Genomic DNA, 20,959 nt, shown 5'->3' on the forward strand with positions numbered 1-20,959 from the left:
ATCTTCCCGAAATACCAAGACCAGTGATCGCGGGCGCGAAGACTTCATCTTCGCTGGCGATGGTAGCTCCTCGTCCTGCGGACCATAACCTCAAGGCCGAAGGTTCAAATCCTGCCCCCGCAACCAAACAAATAGCCCGCCTCGTGCGGGCTTTTTGTTTGGTAACGGGTCGAGGAGTTAACGCCTCCTCAGGGGCCCCAAGGAGGCAAAGCCGACGAAGCGGCACAGAAAACCTCCAAATCCTGAACCAGAAACCAATCTAGAACAAAAAGAACTTTAAAGCCCGCGCCAAGCGGGCTTTTGGCGTTCTTGAACGCTGAATCGGTTTTGGATCAGGATCCCGTCTTGAAGAGCGAGTTCAACACCTCAATCCAATCCATTCCGGGCGAGGAATTCCGCCACCTTGATAGTATCCAGGGCACTCGCTGTCTCCCTGAAGTAAGGCAGCGCCTCCCAGAGGCTGCGATCGCCGACGACATAAAAGCGGCGTTTGGCGCGCGTCAGCGCAACGTTCAGCAGATTCGGCTTCGAAGCGGCCCAGCTGGCCGCCCCCCGGTGGTCGGCGTCGGCGCCGAGCACCATGAAGACGATGTCTTCTTCCTTGCCCTGGAACGTATGCACCGTGCCTATGCGCTCCTGCAGCCACTTCGACAGTTTTAGTGGCGAGCGGCTGTTGCCGTCCGGATCGATCCACGCTGCACGGGCCAGGGCCTGCTTCAGGCTGTTTTTGATCTCCTTGAACGGCGAGATGATATAAAGATCCGGAAGAGCGTCGTCGCGGCGATAGGTGGCGGTGAGGATATCGACGATGAAGTCCGTCTGTTCCTGAACGTTTTGTTTGCCTGATACCCTGCCCTTGACGTCGATCCAGGCGCTGTCGCCGTAAAATGGCGATGTATCGCCGGCCGGCCGGCGCTCTTTGAGCCCGAAGACCATCTTGTTCTGATAGGCGATCCGGTTGGCAAGGCTGAACATCGGATCGATGCAGCGCCGATGCACCCTGAGAGGGCTGCCGATCCAGAGCCCGTCCGCTTCCTCGCCAGGGATGATCGTTCCATAGCGGTTGGCGGCATCGGCGAGCATCTGCACGGACGTCCTGTTCGGCGAATATTCCCCGGTCGCCGTATGAGGCGAAAGAGCCGCGGCGGCGGTGATGAGCGCGCTCGGAAGCGTGAAGACCGGTTCGATCTGCTGGGGATCGCCGATCACCATGGCGCGGCGTGCCCGCGACAAGGCTCCGACCGCCGCCTGCGGCACCGCCTGACCGGCTTCATCGATGAAGACTCAGCCGATTGAAGCGGCGCCGAGTCCGCGGAACTGCCGGGCGAAGGATGCGAAGGTGGTCGAGACGACCGGAACGATCATGAAGAGGCTCTGCCAGATCGGCGCGATATGTCCGCCATCGACGGGAATGTTGTTGGATAGCAGCTTGCTGATCGCGACGATGTTTCCGCCAAAACCCCCGCCCTTCCTGCCAACCTCCGCAAGCCATGCCTCGTGCAGCGTCAAGGCCGCTTCGAACAATGCCGAACGCAGGCCGGCCAGTTCGTCCTGATGCCACAGCCCGTCGATCTGAAACCGATCGGTCTCAAGATCGGCGAGGCGCTGGGGCAGAGCGGGATGGCCGAGAGCTTCTCCCAGGCGACCGAGCTCTTCTCTCTTCCTGAACCAGATCTCACGTTGCGATCGCAGCGTCTGCTCGGCCTGTTCTTGCTTCCGCAACGCCTTTTCCCATGCAGGCCGATGATTTCGGGCAAGTTGGCTTTCGCACGCGGCGAGGGCCTTGCGCAGTTCCAGCTGCCTGCGGGCATTGCCGACGACATTCTGCCGATGCAGCCGGGCAGGTCCGGTCGACAGCAACCTCTCCCACCACGCCGGGGCACTGCGGTCGAGCAGCTGTTCCTCCTCCTTCAGCTGGGACAATCCGTCCTTGGCCTCGCGCATTTCGGCTGCGAGCCCGTCGCATCGCTCCTGTGCCGGTCGAATTTCGGCTGCGGCGGCTTCGACCGCCATAAGCGCCTTGCGGCAGAATGCATCCTGCGAAACGAATGCGATTTCGCCATAAAGAGCGCCGTAGCGTTCAAATTGGCCGATCTTGTCGCGAACCGCGCTATCGGCGGTACGAAACGCCGCCGATGCTTCGGTGAATGCCGGTCCGTCATAGCTCTTCAGCCATTCCCAGATGGTTTGCGGCTTTTCGGCGCCGGACCAGCCGGGCCTTGGCCCGTCGGCGATTTCCATAAAGGCGAAACGTTCCTTGAAAGCCCTGCGATTCCGCGAGTTGCCGAGCGCACAGGCGATCAGCCCCCATGGGCGGTCATCCTCGGAAAGTTTGAGGGCGGAGCCATTGTCCTTCTGGCAGGCGATTTTGTGCGCGACCGTCTGTAGATACCGGAACGAAGAACTCTTCGCGATCGAGCTTCGCTTCGGAAGATCGCGGGAGATATTTTCGACGGCGGCGTTATTGGACGAGGCGACGACCATTTCGAATCCCGCAAGGGCCGGGATCAGCGTCGATATCGAAGCGGTACTCCGGTCTGTGAAGATGACGCGGCGCGGCGGTCCGTCGAAGGCGTCGCGCGCCGTCTTCAAGGAAGCGAGGACACGGGCGCGCCGAACGATATTATCCGCAAACATATCACGCAGCAGCGTCGTCTTCCCCGTGCCGGGCGGGCCGTTGACCGAGAAGAGGCCGGTTTCCGATAGCTCGCCGATCGCCGAATTGATCGCGAACTGCTGCATCAGGCTCATCGCATGATGAGGCTCGCTCAGCCGTCGTCCGCGGTTGAGATTGCCGGGATGCAGAGCGCGGACAATGGCGCGGCGCCCCTCCTCCGAATAGAGGTCGATCCGCTTCTCCTGCGCAACCGGCGCGAGATAACGCCGGAGCGGCTCAGGGATATCGCCCTGTTTGACGCTCGCCATCGCTTGCTCGATGTCCTCGATGAAGAAGCTGTTCAGGATACCGATCTCTTCCTCAGCGCTTGCAATCTCCTCCTCCTCGGCGGCATCCAGCGCATTGCTGTCCTGCGGCGCCGGCAAGGCGATCACTTCGGGTTTTTCCAGCTTGTCCCGGTAGCGTATTTCGACGGCGGCGATGGGCTTTTCCTGCTGCGCTGCAAAGCCAGTCCAATCGCAGAGCATTTGATGGAGCGTCAGGATCTCGCCGGCCTCGATCGGCTGATCGGGCATGTCTTCGGAAGAGGAACTCAGCCGGCGCTGGGCTCGAAAGTTTTGAAGCAGCTCCAGGAGCTGCCGCTTGCCGTCGGCAAAGGCTTCGGAGCTGAGCGAGGAAAGGCCGGATTTCCGCACCCGCCCCAAAGCCCAGGGAAGCGTGGAAATGCAGAATGTTTCGAAAATCGGCTGGCCGGCCGGGTTGAGCTGCAGGCTGGCAAAGCAGGTGTCCCCATCGAGATCGCTGCGTTCGGCGTCCTCATATTCGCTGATATCGTCTGCAACGCTGTCGAAGTATCTGCGCGCTCCGGCAATCTCGGATTTGCTGAAAACGCCGAGGAACAGGGTAAAGCCCGCAATCTGCTTTTCCTCTGGGATCACCGGACGCCTGAGCGCTGCGCCGTCATCCTCGAGCGTGCCGGCATGCAGCCAGAAAACGCTCTTGCCTTCGCTGGAGACGATACGACTGGAGAGATCGTAGGGAATGAAGAATTCGATCTTGTGCCAGAAATCGAGAATGGCCAGAAGCCGTTCCTTTTCGGCGCCATCAATATTCACCGGCATCGCTTCTCGCTGAGCAGTTGCAAAAATAGGCTCACGCCCCTTTTAACAACGATCGCAGCGCAAAATCAAAGACCATGGGAAAATGCGTCCGTAACTGCCCGAGCGCAGCTAGGCAACAGACGAACTTCTTCAATGCAGGCGCGGCCGGCGCTTTTCGGTGAAATGGCGACCTCGATTCCAGCGCACGATGGATTGCGGCAGGATATCCGTCTTCTGCGTGGCGGGCTCGGCGGCCGCGCGAATGCGTTCGAGCGCAGCGCTCGCCTTGGCGGCGTAGTCGAGGGCGGTCGGGTCGTCCGAATGCACCTCGCAGATCGCAGCCAAGACCGTTTCCGCTTCCTCCAGCCGTTTGTCGGCAGCCAGGGCGATCCCGCGCTTGTAATGCGCCTCGACGAGATGCGGTCCCGTCTCGACGATCTGCCGGAACGTCTCTGCGGCCTGGTCGTATTGATGCAGGGCAAGCTGCGTGTCGCCAAGCCGCATCCGGATCGGCGTCGGATCGGACGCCCGCTCGACGAGCGCCTTGTAGGCGCTCAGCGCCTCCGTCAGCCTGCCCCGGTCGAACAGCAGGTTGGCAATCCCGAATTCCGCTCCGGCATGGCCGGGAGAGGATTGCAGCACTTGGTTGAAGGCGATCTCCGCCTTGCCTCGGGCTCCGTTGCGATACATCTCAAGCGCCTGCCCGTAGACGAAACGGATGCTGCGCGGGTTGAGCACGCCGTGCAGGTTCAGGCCGTTGCGGGTGCGGAACAGGGTGCAGCTGATCCGTCTTTCCTCCGCGCCGAACATATATTTATAGGGTTCGTTTCCGCGCAGGAAGTCATAGGTCTTGAAGCCGCCTTCAATCGCTCGCCGGATGCAGTAGCCGTGCAGGATGAGACCGGGGGACGGCGTCTTCCAGTTTTCGTCGCGTCCGGTGATGTAAAACAGGATGACCTTCTTCTGCCGGTCGACGATATTTGCCAGCGCACCGAGCGGCTGGTCGCCATGCCAGAGGACCGGCACGTCGAGATTGCCGCTGTTGAAGCAGTCCATCAGCATTTCGCGCGTGGTGATGATCAGCCGCTCGGTCCGCTCGGCGCCTTTGCGGGCGCTCCATTTGATCCGCCAGAGATTGAAGAGGATGTCGAGATCCCGGTCGATGGTTTCAGCGGTCGCCACCGTGATCCGATAGATATCGTCCCCTTCGATCTTGCGTAGGAACCGCCGCAGCTTCTGGCGCGTCTGGCTGCTCATGCGCTGCTCGAGATAGTCGTCGAAGCTTGCCGGCAGGCAAACGACGGGGCAGATCGTGTTGTCGATATTCTCGCTGTTCTTGGGCGAACTGTCGCGGAAGGTCACCTCCGGCCCCTGCAGCGCCTGGATCATCTTCTCGCGCCGGCCGGCAGGGCCGCTGAAATATTCGAGTTTCAGCTCGGTCCAGTTCTGATGTTTGAGGAATGAGGCAAAGCCGGCAATGGCATGATGCTCGTAATCCGGCCGGGCGATGAAGCCGGTATAATCGGCCGAAAAATTCCCGGCCATTATAATCTCGTCGTAGAAGAGCCCCGTCTTCTCGTTCAGATGCGTGATGAGCCGCAGCGGAAAGAATGCGACATAGGGTGCGTCAGGCTCGCGCTCGCGCAGCGCCAGGATGAACCAGCGGCGCCGGCGCGAGAGATAATTCTTGAGCCAGGTCCAGGAAAGGAAATGCTGCGCATCGGGATCGTCCATGAAGACCTGATCCCAATTGTCGCGTATCGCCTCGAAACCGGCGATGGTGTCGATGATATCTATGCGCAAGCTGCCCCCTCCCAATACCGCATACGACACTCGGGAAGGTTTCATTCTAGTGGGAAACACCGATCTTCAAATAAACCCTCCGGGTGATTTGCATCGCTCAAATAGGATTATTCCTTAGCCGGCGCATAAACCGGAAATCCGGAACTTGGGTCGGGGAAGATCACCTGCGGAATCAAGGCGATAACGGATCTGCGCATACCGTCTTCAAAGGTCTCCCGATAACCGCGTGCTCGCATGAATGAAGGCCCAGAGCGCCCGGCTGATGGCGACGATTTCGGCGATCGACTTTTCCAGAAGTTCGATCTCGCGCTCGTCCATCTGCTCGATCTTGCCGTAGCGGATCTCCTTGTCGTCCTCGACGAGCCGCATCAGCTGCGTGCTCGATATGTCTCCCCGCTCGTCGAAGGAATAGATGCAGTGATTGTATTTGTTGCGCGTCTTGGATTCCTTCTTCAGCCGCGACATGGCCGAAAGGATCGTTTTTCGGTCGCCTGGGGAGGTCGAAGCGAGCTTGGCAAGCCGCTCGACCAGATCTATCCGGGCGCGCGTCGTATTGAGCGTCAGAAACACGACGATGGCCGCATCCTTCTCGACCTTGAGAAGATGGGCGATGATATAGATCAGCAGGCTTTCGGTGTTCGTCCAGACATAGTTCAGGCGGCCGACCCGCAACAGGACATCGGACATCGCCGCCATGCTCGACCTTTCTCCCCGTAGGGGGACGACCCATCCCGACAGGGATGCTGCCGCCATTATATCAGAACCGCCGATGGTCCGTGAGATTTTCGGACCGCTCGGGTGAAGCACGGTCAGCGTTCCTTGAAAGCCCGGGACATGCTGTCGGTGATGGGTTTGCTCAGATATTCGAAGAAGGTGCGTTCCGAGGTCTGGATCAGCACTTCGGCCGGCATGCCGGGAACGGGATGGAAATTATGCACCCGCGCAATCTCGGAATCCGGTATTTCGACGCGCACGATATAGACGTCCTTGACCGACATCCCCGCATTCTCCTCGATCGAATCGGCCGAGACGTAGAACACCTTGCCTTCCAGAACCGGCGTCGTGCGCCGGTTGAGCGCCGTCAGGCGGATCGAGGCGGTTTCGCCTTCGCGCAACTGATCGATGGAAGTGCGCAGTACCTGTGCTTCCAAGATCAGCGGCACATGCGCCGGCAGGATTTCCATGATCGGCTTGCCTGTGGTGATGACGCCGCCGGCGGTATGGAAATAGGAGCGCACCACCGTGCCGGATACCGGCGAGCGGATAATGGTGCGCTCGAGCACGCCGGCGGCTTCGCGCATCTGCTCGCGTACGCTGTCCAGATCGGATTCGGCGGTTTCGAGCGCATCGAGTGCGGCCTGCTTGTTGGAGTTGACGGCGATGACGGCTTCCTGGCGGAATTTGGCGATCTCAGCCTCGCTCTCGTTGATCTCGCCGTTGAGACGCGAAATGTCGCCCATCGCATCGGCGATCGCCCGCTCGATCGCCAAGAGATCCGTCTTGCGCATATAGCCGACCTTGACCAGCCGGGCCTTGGCATCGCGTTCCTCGGTCAGCAGCGCCAGCTGCCTTTCGAAGGATTCCCGCTGGCCCTTATAGCCTTCGAAGCGATATTCCAGCGACTTGATGTTCTTCTCGATCAGGTTGAGCTGCTCTTCGAGCTTGATCTGCTTGCTGTGAAAGACGACGTTCTGGCTCTGGATGATTGCGTAGATATCGGGATCGCTCGATTCCTTCATGACGATGTCGGGAATGTGGAACTGCTTGATACCCTGCGCTTCGGCGCGCAGACGCGCGACGACAGCCTCGAGGCGCAGGCGGCGGAGCTGCAGCATCCGCTCGTTCGAGTGCGATGCGGTCGGATCGAGGGTCAGCAGGATATCGCCTTCCCTAACCGTGTCGCCTTCGCTGACGCGCATCTCCTTGATGATGCCGCCCTCCAGATGCTGGACGATCTTGTTGTTGCCGGTCGCGACGAAGCTTCCCTGCGCGATGATCGCCGAGGCGAGCGGCGCGGTCGCGGCCCAGAAGCCGAAACCTCCGAACGAGGTGAAGAGAACCGTCAGGCCGACGATGCTGTGCAGGCGGATCGAACGCGGCACGTCGCTATACCATTCGAGCTGCGACGAACCTGCCGTCTCCTGTTTTTTCCGTCCCATATCGTTCATCCCTCGATGCGCGGCACCGGCTGGCCGTTATTGCTGTTGTTTTTGGAAAGCGCCTGCAGCACCTCGATCCGTTCGCCGAACATGGCGACCGTCCCGTCCTTGAGCACGAGGATCTTGTCGACGCATTGGAGAAGGGCGGGGCGCTGGGTGATCGTCACGCTGGTGATGCCCTGCTTCTTGGCATGGAGCAGCGCCTTGGCAAGCGCTGCCTCGCCCTGGGTATCGAGGTTTGAGTTCGGCTCGTCGAGAACGACGAATTTCGGGTTGCCGAAGAAGGCGCGCGCCAGCGCGATACGCTGCTTCTGGCCGCCGGAAAGCGGAGCGCCGTCGGCCGCAACCATGGTCTCGTAGCCCTGCGGGAAGCTGGCGATGAGCTCGTGCACGTCGGCAAGCACGGCGGCCTCGTAGATCTGGTGGTCTTCGACGTCGTCGCGCATGCGGCAGATATTCGCCTTGATCGTTCCGGGGAAGAGCTGCACGTCCTGTGGCAGATAGCCGATGCTTTCGCCGAATTGACGCTGGTCCCAGTTGCGCAGGTCCATCAGGTCCAGGCGCACATTCCCCGATGTCGGGACGATGGAGCCGACGAGCATCTTGCCGAGCGTCGTCTTGCCGGAACCGGAATTGCCGATGATCGCCAGCGATTCCCCCTTCTTGAGCGAAAAGGAGATGCCGTTGAGAATGACCTTCTTCTGCGGCGGCGGCACGAAGAGAATGCGTTCGACATCGAGCCGGCCTTCGGGATTGGGAAGCCGCAGGCGTGGGAAGTTCAACGGCGAGTTCAGCAGCAGGCTTTTGATTCTGGCATAGGCGGCGGCCGATTTGTTGAACTGGTGCCAGCCTTCGATCGCGCCCTCGATCGGCGCCAGCGCCCGTCCCGAGATGATCGAGGCCGCGATGACCATGCCGCCGGTCAGTTCGCCGGAGAGCGACAGATGCGCGCCCCAACCGAGCAATGTCACCTGCGTCACCATGCGGCAGGCCTTCGAGATGCCGGAAAAGATGATGTTGCGATCCTGCGCTTCGACCTGCGATTTCAGCGATCCCGCCGTCTCCCGGCCCCACATCTTCACCGCCTCGGGGATCATCGCCATGGCATTGATGATCTGCGAATTGCGCGACATGGAATCGAGATGGAAATTCGCGCGGCTGAGATAGCCGTTGGATTCGGCGAATTGCCGGGCGGTGAACTTCTGGTTCAGATAGGCGATGAGGAAAAGCACCGCGCAGCAGGTCAAGATGATGATGCCGAGATGCGGGTGGACGAAATAGACGACGACCACGAAAAACGGCATCAGCGGCGCGTCGAGAAAGGCGATCAGCGTGCCGGACGTCACGAATCCGCGCAGCAGCTGCAGATCCTGCAGCGTCTGGTAGTCCTTGCCGCTGCCATGGAGCGATGCTCTTGCCGCGGCGCTGAGGATCGGCGCGCCGAGCTGCACTTCGAGCTCCACGGCGGTGCGCATCAGGATGAAGCGCCGCACGGAATCCATGAAGGCCTGCAGCAATACGGCGCCGAGCACGGCGACCGAGAGCATGACGAGAGTATCGATGGATCGGCTGGTCAACACCCGGTCGGATATCTGGAAGAGATAAAGCGGGATCGCCAGCAGCAGCACGTTGATGGCGATCGTGAACGTCATCACGATCGCCATGTTCTTTCGGACTGCCGCGATGCCGCGCGCGAGGCTGGCGGCGAAATTCACAGGCTCGCTGCGCTTGTGAAATCCGCCGCCACTGCCTCCTCCCCCGCCGCCCCCGCCGAGATCGGTATCCTTGCCGTTTCCGCCGCCCCCCGCCCGGACGCGTCGGTCGTTTTTGCCGACAGGGCCGCTCTCGCCTTCGATGGTTTTGCCGAACGGCATCGCCGGGCTCGATTTGAGCTCGGTATTCTCTCTCGGCAGTTCGGGTGCCGCTCTCGCTTCATTCTGTGACTGGGCGCGTGCTTCCAGCGGTTCCGCCGCCGGCGTCTGTACTGCCGGAGCGGGGCGCGCCGTTTCCACAGCCGATGCTGCCGGCGCCACGGTCTTTTGCGGGATGGACGTCTGCGCCGTGCCTGGCTGTTCGCTATCGGCTGTCTCGCCTGCCGCAATTTCTGCCGTCTTTTTGCTGCGGTCGGCCGGCGGAGAGCCGGCACCGCTCAGCCTGCGGAGATTCTCGACCGCCTCATTGATCGCGGAGAGACACAGGTCGGTCTTCGCCTCGTCCGAAGGAGCAGCGGAGGGAATATTGCCGGACCTCAGATCCAACGCGCTGCCCGTCGCAAAGACTTGTTTCGAAATCTGATTCATCATCATTCCTTCGCAATACTCTTAAGGTCAGGCGACCATGGCCTGCATGACGTCGGCCGGGTGCGCCGACGACCATGAGAGGTCATTGCCTGCATTGATCACTGCATCGTCGGAACTCGACGGATCGTCGTCGTCGAGGAAGGCGATGACTTCGTTGGCGAGCCTGTCGTCGATCGGTTGTGGCTGCGTCGTGTCATGCTCCACCAGCCCGCCTTGAATGAGGATGGCGTCCGAATAGAGCTGCCCCGCCAGGTAGGTCGTCTGGCCGAAACTGTCGTAGTCGACGATCTCGGCGATGTTGACGAGTGCATTGCTGCCTGTGTCGATCGTAATCGTTGCATCGGGACTGTTGTGGAGAATCGTCGACGCCGCCTGAGTGACATCGTCGGAATCGCCGAGAATGCTCACCTGCTTGATAATGGTCATGTCATAGAGATTGCCGGTGATGTAGAGCACGTTGAGCCCGGCATATCCCTGGAAGTTGGCATCGAACGGCAATCCTTCCGGCATGTTTGGATCGCGGTCGTCGATCGCCTTCTGCGCCTCGTACATGTAGTCGGGCATGACCTCGAACGGCGCTCCCGTTCCGACATTGTGGATCGAGGCGAAATTCCAGATGAGGTTGTTGCCCGTCTGTATGTCGGCGCCCGGATCGAGGTCGTCCTCCGCCCGCACCCAGTCATTGTCGTAAAGCAGCGAGATCTGCGTGATGCTGTTGATGTCGAGCACATTGCCGCCGATGATCACCAGATCGTATTGCAGACCCATCTGGAAAAAGGAGGAGAAGTTGATCGCGGTATTGCCGCCGGTCAGAACCGTGGCTTCCGACCCGGAGGTGGTGACCGTCATCGTATCGTTGTCGGTGACGAACTGATATTGCTCGATCCACTGCACGAAGGAGACGTCGCCGTCGATGACGCTGACGCGCCAGCTGTTCGGGAAGGTCGGATCGGCAGGATCGGGCTCGGCATGGTTCGACGGTTCGAAGGTGCTCTGTTCGAAGACGGCGATATTCTTGGCGATCGTTCCCGCTTCGTCGGCCGAATGGCCGGATAAGTGCAGCGCCGCGTCGATGTCGTCATTGTCGGTGTAGACGAAGGCCTGGGAGACCGCGTCGATCTGGTGATAGTTGCCCATCACCGCAGACACTGAAGCAATGACGCCGGTATTGATCACCGAAGCGATGTTGACGAGGACGTTCGCGCCGGCCGTCACGTCAAGGCTGTTGCCGGCAGGGTCGTTCTGCTCGACGGACGAATTGCTGTCGTCGGGCTCCTCCTCGGGCTTGGCGAGACCGCGGTCGGGCAAGAAATCGTCGAGGACGGGTATTTCGGTCTCGATCTTACCGTTGATGTAGACGGCGCCGTTGACGTCGGGATCGACGGTGACGAAATCATGCGTCGCGTCTGAATCGAGCGAGGTCACATCATTGTTCTTGGCATTCTCAATATAAGTTTGGAGATCCTCGGCGATCTTCAGAGCGCCCTCATAGGTATCGGTCCGGTGAAGACTCGCAAAAGGCGTGAATATCTCGGCCTCGCTACTGAAATCCGCAAGCCGCTCGATGACGAAACTGGTGTCTCGCGCAGCATGGACGCCGTCTGTCATGTCGAGATAGTCGTCGTCGTAAAGCACGTTGACCTGCAGGACGTGGCTGATCGACGAGCCAGGCCCGGCATGGACGGTCAGCTCCGGCTCGTCGGACAGCTCGATATCGTCGGGCGAGCCGAAATGCGGTAAGGGAATATCCTTTGCGGCAATCGCCGCCAGCTTCTCGAGGCTCTCTTCGAAGACGCGGCCCACATGGCGCGAGGGACTAAAATCGACATCGTAGCTGCCGCTCTTGTAGGCGATGCCGGGATCGTAATCCTTGAGCTGGAAAACCGAAGAGAAGGCAGTCGTAAAAGCCTCCTGATCCGGCAGAGCCGGCCCATCCACGTCGGGACCCTGTCCCTCGGCATGTCTGATACGCGCCCTCATCTCATCGGTGGTCATCTCGAAGAGACCGATGAAATGCGCAATGATCTCCGAAATCTTCTCGATATGCATGGTTCGGCCCTCCCATTCGTGATGACGATCGGCCTTGGGGCGCCTCCTCGCTGGAGCCGCGGTGTGGTCGTCAAAACGTTCTCAAGCAGTCAAGCTGCACCGGCTGGAGCCGGTGCAGCTGGTCTTGGTCTTTGGAGGTCAATGTCAGGTGCCGGTGTCCTCGCCCACGTCGGAGACATGAGAATTGCCGCCGATGACGCTGGAGTCGACCGTATTGCTGAGCAGATTCGCACCCTGAACGAGCTCGAGGTGGAAGCCGGAATTGGCAAGGATTGCCGAAGCATCGGCTGCGCTCGAGCCGCTGGCGTCGTCGCCGGCGTCGAGATCCCAGCGCCTGCCGTCCATCTCCATGCCTTCCGCACTGTCGGCGGTGCCGCCATTGGAATTCAGATTGTTATTGGCTCCGGCGTTGTCCATTCTGACGTTCCAGGCATCGTCCTGGTCGGCCAGATGGTTTGCCTGCACGGCGCTGAAGCCGCTGTCGTTGCCTGCGCCGCCGAGCGAGTTGTTGAGGATGCTGTCGACGTCCAGGGTGAAGGAGAAATCGTCGCCGATGTTGAAGGTGAGGTCGCCTCCGGCAATGCCGAGATTGTCGAAGTCCTTGACGTCTTCGAGAACGGCAAAGTCCGTATCCGTCTTGTTGAAGCTGTCGGAGGTGTTGTAGCTGTCGCTGACCGTCTTGGTGTCCGTATCCGTGATGGTCTTGGTATCGGTATCCGTGATGGTTTTGGTATCAGTGTCCGTGATAGTCTTGGTATCGGTGTCCGTTATAGTCTTCGTGTCGGTGTCCGTGATGGTCTTCGTGTCTGTGTCGGTGATCGTCTTGGTGTCGTCGTCGCTGTCGTAGCTCCAGTCGTAGTCGTTGTCGCGGTTGTCGCCGTTGTTGGCGGAAATATCGGCCGTCACGGCGACATCGACGCTGTTGTCCTGGTTGTCGCGATTGTCGCCATTGGCAACGCCGACATAGCCAGTGGAGCCGTCGTCGACTTCCGTTGAATTGACGGCGCTGTTGGCAAAGCCGTCGGCGAGCGCCCCGATCTTGTCATGCTTATAGACGTCAGCCATTGCAGTTCTCCAGAAAAACCGGAGCAGCTTTTCGAAATCCCTCTCATCTCAAATGGGATTTTGCTCGCGCTCGCTCCGATACGGTTAAAATCGGCAGATGGAGTCGATACTAATCATCTGCGGTTTCGTCACGATTTGTTGTTCAAATCGGTATTGGGAACGTACGCACTCAGTACAAGGCCGCACATATCCAGTCCAATATCCAAGAGCGGATATGGAGTTTTCATGCTTGCTTTTTGTTGACTTCCCTCAGAGAAGGCCGAGTAAAGAAAAAGACATGACGATACCTGGCTCTTCCATGTCGCCTCTTGGAGACGATCACAGATTGCTGGAAAAACTACGGTTTCGATAGATATCAATTCGGGCTAAGGCAGGACATATGGTGCCTGATGATCCAGTCGTCCTTCAGCCGCTTGGGGGGCGCTCCATGACCGGCCGTGGGTACTCTGAACCGAGAAGAACCCGGAGTTGTAGCGGTCGCGGCCCGGCGAGGAGCGATCTCAAGTGTCTTCCATCTCGATTTAAATCTCGTCCGATATGACGGAATCATGATAAAATGTACTGAAATACTACATCCTGCCGATTACTCTTTAAGAGGCCGGATGTAGCCCTTAAGTATCTGTTCTAGTAGAAATGCAACCGATACATTGTATTTCGATGGTTTCACTCCCAAAAACTAATTAGTTTGGGCCATTTCCTTCCTTCTCAATCCGTATTAACATAATTAAGAAATGTCTAAAAAATAAGGCGGTGACGTCCGGGTCTGACATTTCATAATATTGAGTACCCGCCATCGCTGAACGTCTGAGTAAAGTGTAACGCTAGGGGAGGCGTATATGTTCATGACAGGCTCAGGAATGGAGAATGCGGACCAGGGGAGGAAGTTAGGTCCTTCAGGAGATACTATCGCAGTGGTCGCCAAGGCAGATCTGTTTTCAGAATGCATGGTGGAGGCACTGTCAAAGAAATTTCCGAACTGTGAAGTGGCAAGCATATCGAGTACAAAACCGGTATTGGAAAAAGATACCAGCGATATGAAGCTGGTTTTATTCTACCATATACCCGGTCCCGAACTGCACGAAGCGCTGCAGGCCCTCCGCGAAAACCACCCGGAAACCTCGATCGGTCTCGTCGTCGAGGCAATCGATATGCTCGAACCCTATGTCAGCCGGCTGGTGGAAGCAAGGATCATCGACGGTGTCTTGCCGCTCAACCTCCGGCTCGATGTTTTCATGGCCGCGGTGGATCTCTTGATGAAGGGCGGCGAGCATTTTCCGTCAGCGCTTCTCAATCGTCTGACCAACAAGAACGCTCAGCTGGAGCCTTCTCTCTATCAGACGAAATCGGTCGATGCGGCGCGCAGCAATGCGCTCAAGCTGCGGCGCGACAGCATCTCCGCTTTGACGACCCGGGAAGTTCAGATCCTGGATCTCATATGCAAGGGAACGCAGAATAAGATCATCGCCGACAAGCTGCATCTTTCGGAAAACACCGTGAAGGTTCACGTCCGCAACATCTATAAGAAGATGAACGTCCGCAACCGCACGGAAGCAGCGTCCCGCTTCTTCAACGAGCATCCCGTCGGCGAAGACGACATGTCGGCCCGCTGGCGCAACTGATGCAATGCCTGGCAGCGCCGCACGCTTTCAGGCGGCGCGAAAGATGTGAGGCATTTAAAGCCGTAAGGAACTTGCGGCAGGCTCAGATCGAAGGACGCGCAAAGCAGCGCGACTTCTGTCCGAAGCCGCTTGGCGAACAGATATAGGGCGCCGAGCCGTGATAGGTTGCGGCCGTCGCCGCAGCCGGGCGGGCGGGCCGGTCGGCGGGATAGGCATAGGCCTTCGGAGCGCGCGGCGCTTCGGCCACGACGATCGCCTTTTTCGCGACCACGGCGACATCGTCGTCGACGGCCGAGCATGACATCGGTCCGATCGCAAGAAGGGCCGTTCCCCATACGCAAACCGCCAAGCGGAGGCGCCGGCTTTTCAGTCGCGCTTCATCCTGATTTTTCAACATGGCAAATCCCTCGCACATGGCGCTTCCGGATGCAAGACCGGCCGCCCCCTCACGCTCCTTCGGATCTTGGCTTCATTGAGTGAAGCTGGAGATGAGGCTCGAAGAGCTTATAGCAGAAGATGGTTCTGGATGATTAATCATTTGTTACTTGTAAGAATAGTTGCGTAATTATTTTGGATACTTGCAATTTTTGAAGTTGACCGCGGCGGCAAACGTCTTATCATTTTAATAGTAAATCAGTTATCCGAAGAATAGCTCAAAAGTTATTCATTTTTGGATAGTCAGTAAAATGAATATCCAGGGCGGATAAGGGAGATATGGGTGCATAACAAATCAAAAGACTAAATACATGGGAAGGAGTTTGTAATGCGTAGTTTCGTTCCCAGCGAAGGCTATTCTGAAATATCGAAGGTATCGGCGCCGCAGGGGGTGCGTACGGTGCTTGTGAATGGCGGGGCCGGCTTTCTCGGTTCACACCTCTGCGAGAGACTTCTGCGCCGCGGCCACCGCGTCATATGCCTCGACAATTTTTCCACCGGTCGCCGTTCGAATGTCGATCATCTTCTGTCGAACGCCCGCTTCCACATCGTCGATCACGATGTTCGCCAGCCCTTCGATATCGAAGCGTCGCTCATCTTCAACTTCGCCTCTCCCGCCTCCCCGCCCGATTATCAGCGGGATCCGGTCGGCACGCTGCTCACCAATGTGCTCGGTGCCGTCAATACCCTGGATTGCGCGCGCAAGACAGGCGCAACGGTCGTTCAGTCTTCGACCTCCGAGGTCTACGGCGACCCGAACCAGAGCCCGCAGCTTGAATCCTATTGCGGCAACGTCAATCCGATCGGGCCGCGCGGCTGCTACGATGAAGGCAAGCGCAGTGCCGAAACCCTGTTTTTCGATTATCACAGGACCTACGGCGTCGACATCAAGGTCGGCCGCATCTTCAACACCTATGGGCCGCGCATGCGTCTGGATGACGGCCGGGTGGTCTCCAACTTCATCGTCCAGGCCCTGCGCAATGACGACCTGACGATCTATGGCGATGGCGAGCAGACCCGCTCCTTCTGCTATGTCGACGATCTCGTCGAAGGTTTCCTTCGGTTTTCGGCCGCCGGCAGCGCATGCATCGGCCCGATCAATCTCGGCAATCCGCTCGAGATCACCGTTCGCCGGCTGGCGGAAATCATCCTGGAGCTGACGAATTCTCGCTCCCGGATCGTCCACCTGCCGAGGGTCACCGACGATCCGCGCCAGCGGCGGCCGGATATTTCCAAGGCCATGACCGAACTGGACTGGCAGCCCCTGGTCGGTCTCGAAACCGGCCTGGCGCGCACCGTCGATTATTTCGACGGCGTGCTTGCCGGCGAGGAAAAGGCGGAGGCGATATGAGATGCCCCGCTACATTCTGGTTACCGGCGGCGCCGGTTTCATAGGCAGTCATATCTGCAAAGCACTGTCGCGCGCCGGCATGGTGCCGGTTACCTACGACAATCTCTCGACGGGGCATGCCGACAGCGTCCGCTGGGGCCCGCTCATTCGGGGCGAGCTCGCCGATGCCGCGGCGCTGCGGCGGACGATGGCGGAATTTTCCCCGGACTGCGTCATTCATTGCGGTGCCAACGCCTATGTCGGCGAATCCGTCGACATGCCGAGGAAATATTACCGCAACAATGTCGTCGGCAGCCTCACGCTGCTCGAGGCCTGCCTCGATCAGGATATCGAGCGGATCGTCTTTTCGAGCAGCTGCGCCACCTATGGCGTTCCCGACTCGCTGCCGATATGCGAGGAAAGCCTGCAGCATCCGGTCAATCCCTATGGGCGCACCAAGCTGATCTTCGAGATGGCGCTCGAGGATTTCGCCGCCGCCTATGGCATCCGCTTCGCAGCGCTGCGTTATTTCAACGCGGCCGGAGCCGATCCGGACGGCGAACTCGCCGAACGTCATTTCCCGGAAACCCATCTCATTCCTCGCGCCCTTCTCGCGGCCGCCGGCAAGCTGGAAAGGCTCGATATATTCGGCACCGACTATGCGACGGAGGACGGAACCTGTGTCCGGGACTATGTCCATGTCAGCGATCTCGCCCAGGCGCATCTTGCCGCTGTCAATCATCTGATGGCGGACGGCGGCTCGCTCAGCGTCAATCTCGGCTCCGGCCGCGGCACATCGGTCCGTGAGATTCTCGAAGCGATCCGCCGTACGACCGGCCGGGAAGTTCCCGTCCGTTATCGCTCGCGGCGCATTGGCGATCCGCCGATCCTCTTTGCCAATACCGCAAAGGCGCAGATGGAACTCGGCTTCACCCCGGCCCTTTCGGATATCGACACGATCATCCGCACCGCCGGCCCCACCTTCGGACTGGAGGTGAGGGCATGAGCGATGCGCTGCACATGGGCCATGGCATCAGGATGGCCAAGGCCGTCGCCACTTATATGTTCGATCCTGTTTTCGCAGGTTGGAAACGCGCTGTTTACGGCTTCGGCATCCTCTGCTGGCTGGCCTCGCTCGGTTTTTTCTGGATCTGGTGGTGCCAGTCCGCCCATATCATTTCCTGGGCGGCCTTCGTGGTCATCACCGCCGTCCTTGCCTGGATCACGCTGGTGCCGGCCTATTTCATCCTGATCTTCCTCGATGCGAGGACGGTCAGCCCGCTGGCGCGGCTGCCGCAGGGGCGAGTGGCGATGGTCGTCACCAAGGCGCCGTCCGAGCCCTTCGCCGTCGTTCGAGCGACACTTCAGGCGATGCTCAATCAGGTCGGCGTCGATTTCGACGTCTGGCTGGCCGACGAGGACCCTTCGGAAGAAACCAGGCGCTGGTGCGCGGAGCACGGCGTGCGGATCTCCACCCGGAAAGGGGTGGCGGACTATCACCGCACGACCTGGCCGCGCCGGACGCGCTGCAAGGAAGGCAACCTTGCCTATTTCTACGATCATTTCGGCTATGAGCGCTACGATTTCGTCGCCCAGTTCGATGCCGATCACGTGCCGACCCCGACCTATCTCCGGGAAATCCTGCGTCCCTTCGCCGATCCGGAGATCGGCTATGTCTCGGCACCCAGCATCTGCGATGCCAATGCCGATTTAAGCTGGGCGGCGCGCGGCAGGCTCTATGCCGAGGCAAGCCTGCACGGTTCGCTGCAGACCGGCTACAACAACGGCTGGGCGCCTCTCTGCATCGGCTCTCATTATGCGGTCCGCACCGCCGCCCTCCGTCAGATCGGTGGCCTCGGCCCGGAACTTGCCGAAGATCATTCGACGACCTTGATGATGAATGCCGGCGGCTGGCGCGGCGTGCATGCCGTCGATGCGATCGCCCATGGCGACGGCCCGGCGAATTTCGCCGATCTCGTCGTGCAGGAATTCCAGTGGTCGCGCAGCCTCGTCACCATCCTGCTGCAATATTCCCGCCGCTACGTCGCCCTTTTGCCCTGGCAACTGAAATTCCAGTTCGTCTTCTCGCAGCTCTGGTATCCACTCTTCTCCGCCTTCATGGCCGTGATGTTCCTGCTGCCGGTGGCCGCCTTGCTGACGGGCCATATCTTCGTCGACGTGACCTATCCGGATTTCCTGTTGCACTTCGCGCCGATGTCGATCGTGCTGATGCTGTTTGCCTTCTTTTGGCGCGCGACGGGAACCTTCAGGCCGTATAATGCGAAACTCTTCGGCTGGGAGGGGCTGGCCTTCATCTTCCTGCGCTGGCCCTGGTCGCTTGCCGGCAGCCTTGCCGCCGTTCGCGATCATATCTCCGGCTCCTTCGTCGATTTCCGCATCACGCCGAAAGGAAAGCAGCAGCAGCACTCCTTGCCGCTGCGCGTCATCGCCCCTTATCTCGGGCTCGCCGGCCTTTGCGCCGCCGCCATGGCGCTCGCCACCGAGGCCGCTGCCGCCCAGGGCTTTTACATCTTCGCCGCGATGAACCTCTCGATCTACCTGGCGCTGACGGTGCTGATCGTCGTCCGCCACGCGATCGAAAACGATCTGTCGATGCTGCCGCAATCGCGCGGGCTGTGGTTCGCCACCGCCATGGGACTTGCGATCTGCATCACCGGCGGCATGCAGGCCGGCAATCATGGCCTGCGCAGCCTCGAGGCCCTTTCCCATGGCCAGACGATCGTCAGCTTCAGCCAATCGCAATTTACTGTAGCCGGCGCCGGCCTCGGTGGCGGCAAGACCAGGATCGTGAAGTTCCGCCTCAAATGGAATGGGTTCGGAAACACGGGACGTGCCGAACAGGGTGTGTGAGCCGGCGGAACCGGCGAGTGTCGAGAAGGAGAATGTAATGCGTATCGGATCGAGACTACACGGAGCTGCTCTTGCGCTCAGCCTGTGCCTGCCGCTGGCGGCACAAGGCGCCGAGACCGCCGAAAAGAAGAACGCGCCGACGCCGCTCAGCGCCTTTGAACTCTATCGGATCTATGGCGACAAGACCTGGGTCTGGAATACCGGCGGCGGCCGTTTCTTCGACGACGGCCGGCGGTTCGTCGCCTGGGTGAACGACAAGGGCAAGCAGTCCTTCGCCGAAGGCAGATGGGTGGTCGACGATCTCGGCCAGCTGTGCATGCGCGCCACCTGGACCAATGCTGAAGGTGCAGCCCGCGCCAGCACCTGTTTCGGCCACCGCAAGATCGGCAACACGATCTATCAGCGGCGCCAGCCGGACGGCAACTGGTACATCTTCCGCCATGCATCGGTGCGGGAGGACGACGAGTTCGGCAAGCTCGTTTCCACGGACACGGTCAGCGCGAAAGCGCGCGACCTGAAGCAGGACCTGCTGAACCAGGAAGTAGCCCGAAAAGGAGGGTGAGCCATGAAGAAGCTGATCAAAAAAAACCTCTCGACCGTCGCGATGGCGCTGCTGTTGCTGTCGGTCGCGGATCTGCCCGGTCGAAGCGAGGTGCAATATGCGGGCATTGCCCCGAACCCGGCGGCGAGCGTGCGAACGATCCTCGATAAGCGCCCCGTCCTTCATGCCGAGGGCATAAAGTTCGGCGCCTACGATCCGCACGGAGACTTCGGGGCACAGACGAACGTCTCGACCGAAGCCCTGTTCCTGCCGTGGGAAGACGTCGACCTGGAGACGCTGCGCGTCGCCGACGCTTATGCGCTGGCGAGAGGCCGCAACTTGCTGATAACGGTGGAGCCGTGGTCCTGGGACGTGGATTGGCGACTGACCTCCGCCCAGCTTCGCGCCAAGGTCCTGCGCGGCGACTATGATGTCAACATGCGGGCGATCGCGCAGATGATAACCCAGCTGAAAAGCCCGGTGATCGTCCGCTGGGGACAGGAGATGGAAGACAAGTCGGGCCGGTTTTCCTGGGCCGGCTGGAGCCCGCAGGACTATATCACGGCCTATAAGCGGATGATGGACATCGTTCGCGAGGAGGCGCCCGGCACCAAGGTAATGTGGTCGCCGAAGGGCGAGCCGGGCCTGCAGGACTACTACCCCGGCGACGATTATGTCGATCTCGTCGGGCTCTCGGTCTTCGGGCTGGAGCGCTACGACGAGCTTGCCCACAACGGCCACCGGACATTCTCCGAGGCACTGAAGCCGGGCTACGATCTCGTCGCCGGCTACGGTAAGCCCATCTGGGTAGCCGAGCTCGGCTATGAGGGGAGCGACGGCTACATGAAGCCCTGGATGGAAACCGTCACGCTGAAGCAGAGCGCCTTCCCGAACCTGGAGGAAGTGGTCTATTTCAACGATCGGGATGTGAATCCCTGGCCGTTCGATCTCGGCCGGCCGGATTGGCGCGTGGTCCAGAACGCCAGCAATTAGAGCTAAGCAGGCGCAAATGCTCTAGCCAAAAGCAAGAGAGAGGCCCGCCGGGGTTTTGCGGGCCTCTCTTCTCATGT

General features: G+C 59.8%; 13 protein-coding genes and 1 pseudogene. 6 read left to right on the forward strand and 8 right to left on the reverse strand.

Features of this window, described 5'->3' with window-relative positions:
* Positions 1-366: 366 nt before the first annotated feature.
* The 7 genes and pseudogenes from ATY76_RS19240 to ATY76_RS19270 all read right to left on the reverse strand — a co-directional run bounded on the left by ATY76_RS19240 (position 367) and on the right by ATY76_RS19270 (position 13,093).
* Positions 367-3,738 (reverse strand): annotated as a pseudogene (locus ATY76_RS19240) (AAA domain-containing protein).
* Between the two features lie 129 nt (positions 3,739-3,867).
* Positions 3,868-5,565 (reverse strand): GNAT family N-acetyltransferase, encoded by a 1,698-nt coding sequence (locus ATY76_RS19245; RefSeq protein ID WP_190233697.1) that lies wholly within the window; start codon positions 5,563-5,565, stop codon positions 3,868-3,870.
* Positions 5,566-5,724: 159 nt separating this feature from the next.
* Complete coding sequence (locus ATY76_RS19250; RefSeq protein WP_088676339.1) at positions 5,725-6,216, reverse strand: hypothetical protein; 492 nt, start codon at positions 6,214-6,216, stop codon at positions 5,725-5,727.
* A 113-nt stretch (positions 6,217-6,329) separates the two neighbouring features.
* Positions 6,330-7,679, reverse strand: coding sequence for an HlyD family type I secretion periplasmic adaptor subunit (locus tag ATY76_RS19255; protein WP_088676340.1), 1,350 nt, complete (start codon positions 7,677-7,679; stop codon positions 6,330-6,332).
* Positions 7,680-7,684: 5 nt separating this feature from the next.
* Entirely contained in the window at positions 7,685-9,979 is a 2,295-nt protein-coding gene (locus tag ATY76_RS19260) for a type I secretion system permease/ATPase (RefSeq protein ID WP_088676935.1), read from the reverse strand.
* A gap of 27 nt (positions 9,980-10,006) precedes the next feature.
* Positions 10,007-12,028 (reverse strand): hypothetical protein, encoded by a 2,022-nt coding sequence (locus tag ATY76_RS19265; protein ID WP_088676341.1) that lies wholly within the window; start codon positions 12,026-12,028, stop codon positions 10,007-10,009.
* A gap of 144 nt (positions 12,029-12,172) precedes the next feature.
* Positions 12,173-13,093 (reverse strand): fibrinogen-binding protein, encoded by a 921-nt coding sequence (locus tag ATY76_RS19270; RefSeq protein WP_088676342.1) that lies wholly within the window; start codon positions 13,091-13,093, stop codon positions 12,173-12,175.
* A gap of 836 nt (positions 13,094-13,929) precedes the next feature.
* On the opposite strand from ATY76_RS19270, the gene ATY76_RS19275 reads away from it, so the two are divergent.
* Positions 13,930-14,712, forward strand: coding sequence for a response regulator transcription factor (locus ATY76_RS19275; protein WP_088676343.1), 783 nt, complete (start codon positions 13,930-13,932; stop codon positions 14,710-14,712).
* An 82-nt stretch (positions 14,713-14,794) separates the two neighbouring features.
* On the opposite strand, the gene ATY76_RS19280 is transcribed toward ATY76_RS19275, so the two are convergent.
* The gene (locus tag ATY76_RS19280) at positions 14,795-15,109 is read right to left on the reverse strand and encodes a hypothetical protein (protein WP_088676936.1); all 315 of its coding nucleotides are present in this window, start codon (positions 15,107-15,109) and stop codon (positions 14,795-14,797) included.
* A 366-nt stretch (positions 15,110-15,475) separates the two neighbouring features.
* Here ATY76_RS19280 and ATY76_RS19285 point away from each other — a divergent pair, with 366 nt between their 5' ends.
* Genes ATY76_RS19285 through ATY76_RS19305 form a run of 5 tightly spaced genes read left to right on the forward strand, consistent with a single transcriptional unit; the run spans position 15,476 to position 20,882 of the window.
* Positions 15,476-16,498: a UDP-glucuronic acid decarboxylase family protein gene (locus ATY76_RS19285; RefSeq protein ID WP_088676344.1), complete on the forward strand. Its 1,023-nt coding sequence runs from the start codon at positions 15,476-15,478 to the stop codon at positions 16,496-16,498.
* A 1-nt stretch (position 16,499) separates the two neighbouring features.
* Positions 16,500-17,483 (forward strand): UDP-glucose 4-epimerase GalE, encoded by a 984-nt coding sequence (gene galE, locus ATY76_RS19290; protein ID WP_088676345.1) that lies wholly within the window; start codon positions 16,500-16,502, stop codon positions 17,481-17,483.
* A complete protein-coding gene (locus tag ATY76_RS19295; RefSeq protein ID WP_088676346.1) occupies positions 17,480-19,348 on the forward strand; it encodes a cellulose synthase catalytic subunit in 1,869 nt (622 codons plus the stop codon). Before galE ends, ATY76_RS19295 begins: the two co-directional genes overlap by 4 nt.
* Positions 19,349-19,385: 37 nt before the next feature.
* Positions 19,386-19,910 carry a DUF995 domain-containing protein gene (locus ATY76_RS19300; RefSeq protein WP_088676347.1) on the forward strand — a complete coding sequence of 175 codons (525 nt, stop codon included), beginning with the start codon at positions 19,386-19,388 and terminating at the stop codon, positions 19,908-19,910.
* 3 nt (positions 19,911-19,913) lie between these two features.
* Complete coding sequence (locus ATY76_RS19305; RefSeq protein WP_088676348.1) at positions 19,914-20,882, forward strand: glycosyl hydrolase; 969 nt, start codon at positions 19,914-19,916, stop codon at positions 20,880-20,882.
* Positions 20,883-20,959 lie beyond the last annotated feature (77 nt).

It is taken from the genome of Rhizobium sp. R339 (assembly GCF_002211395.1).
In the GTDB taxonomy this organism is placed as follows: Bacteria; Pseudomonadota; Alphaproteobacteria; order Rhizobiales; family Rhizobiaceae; genus Rhizobium.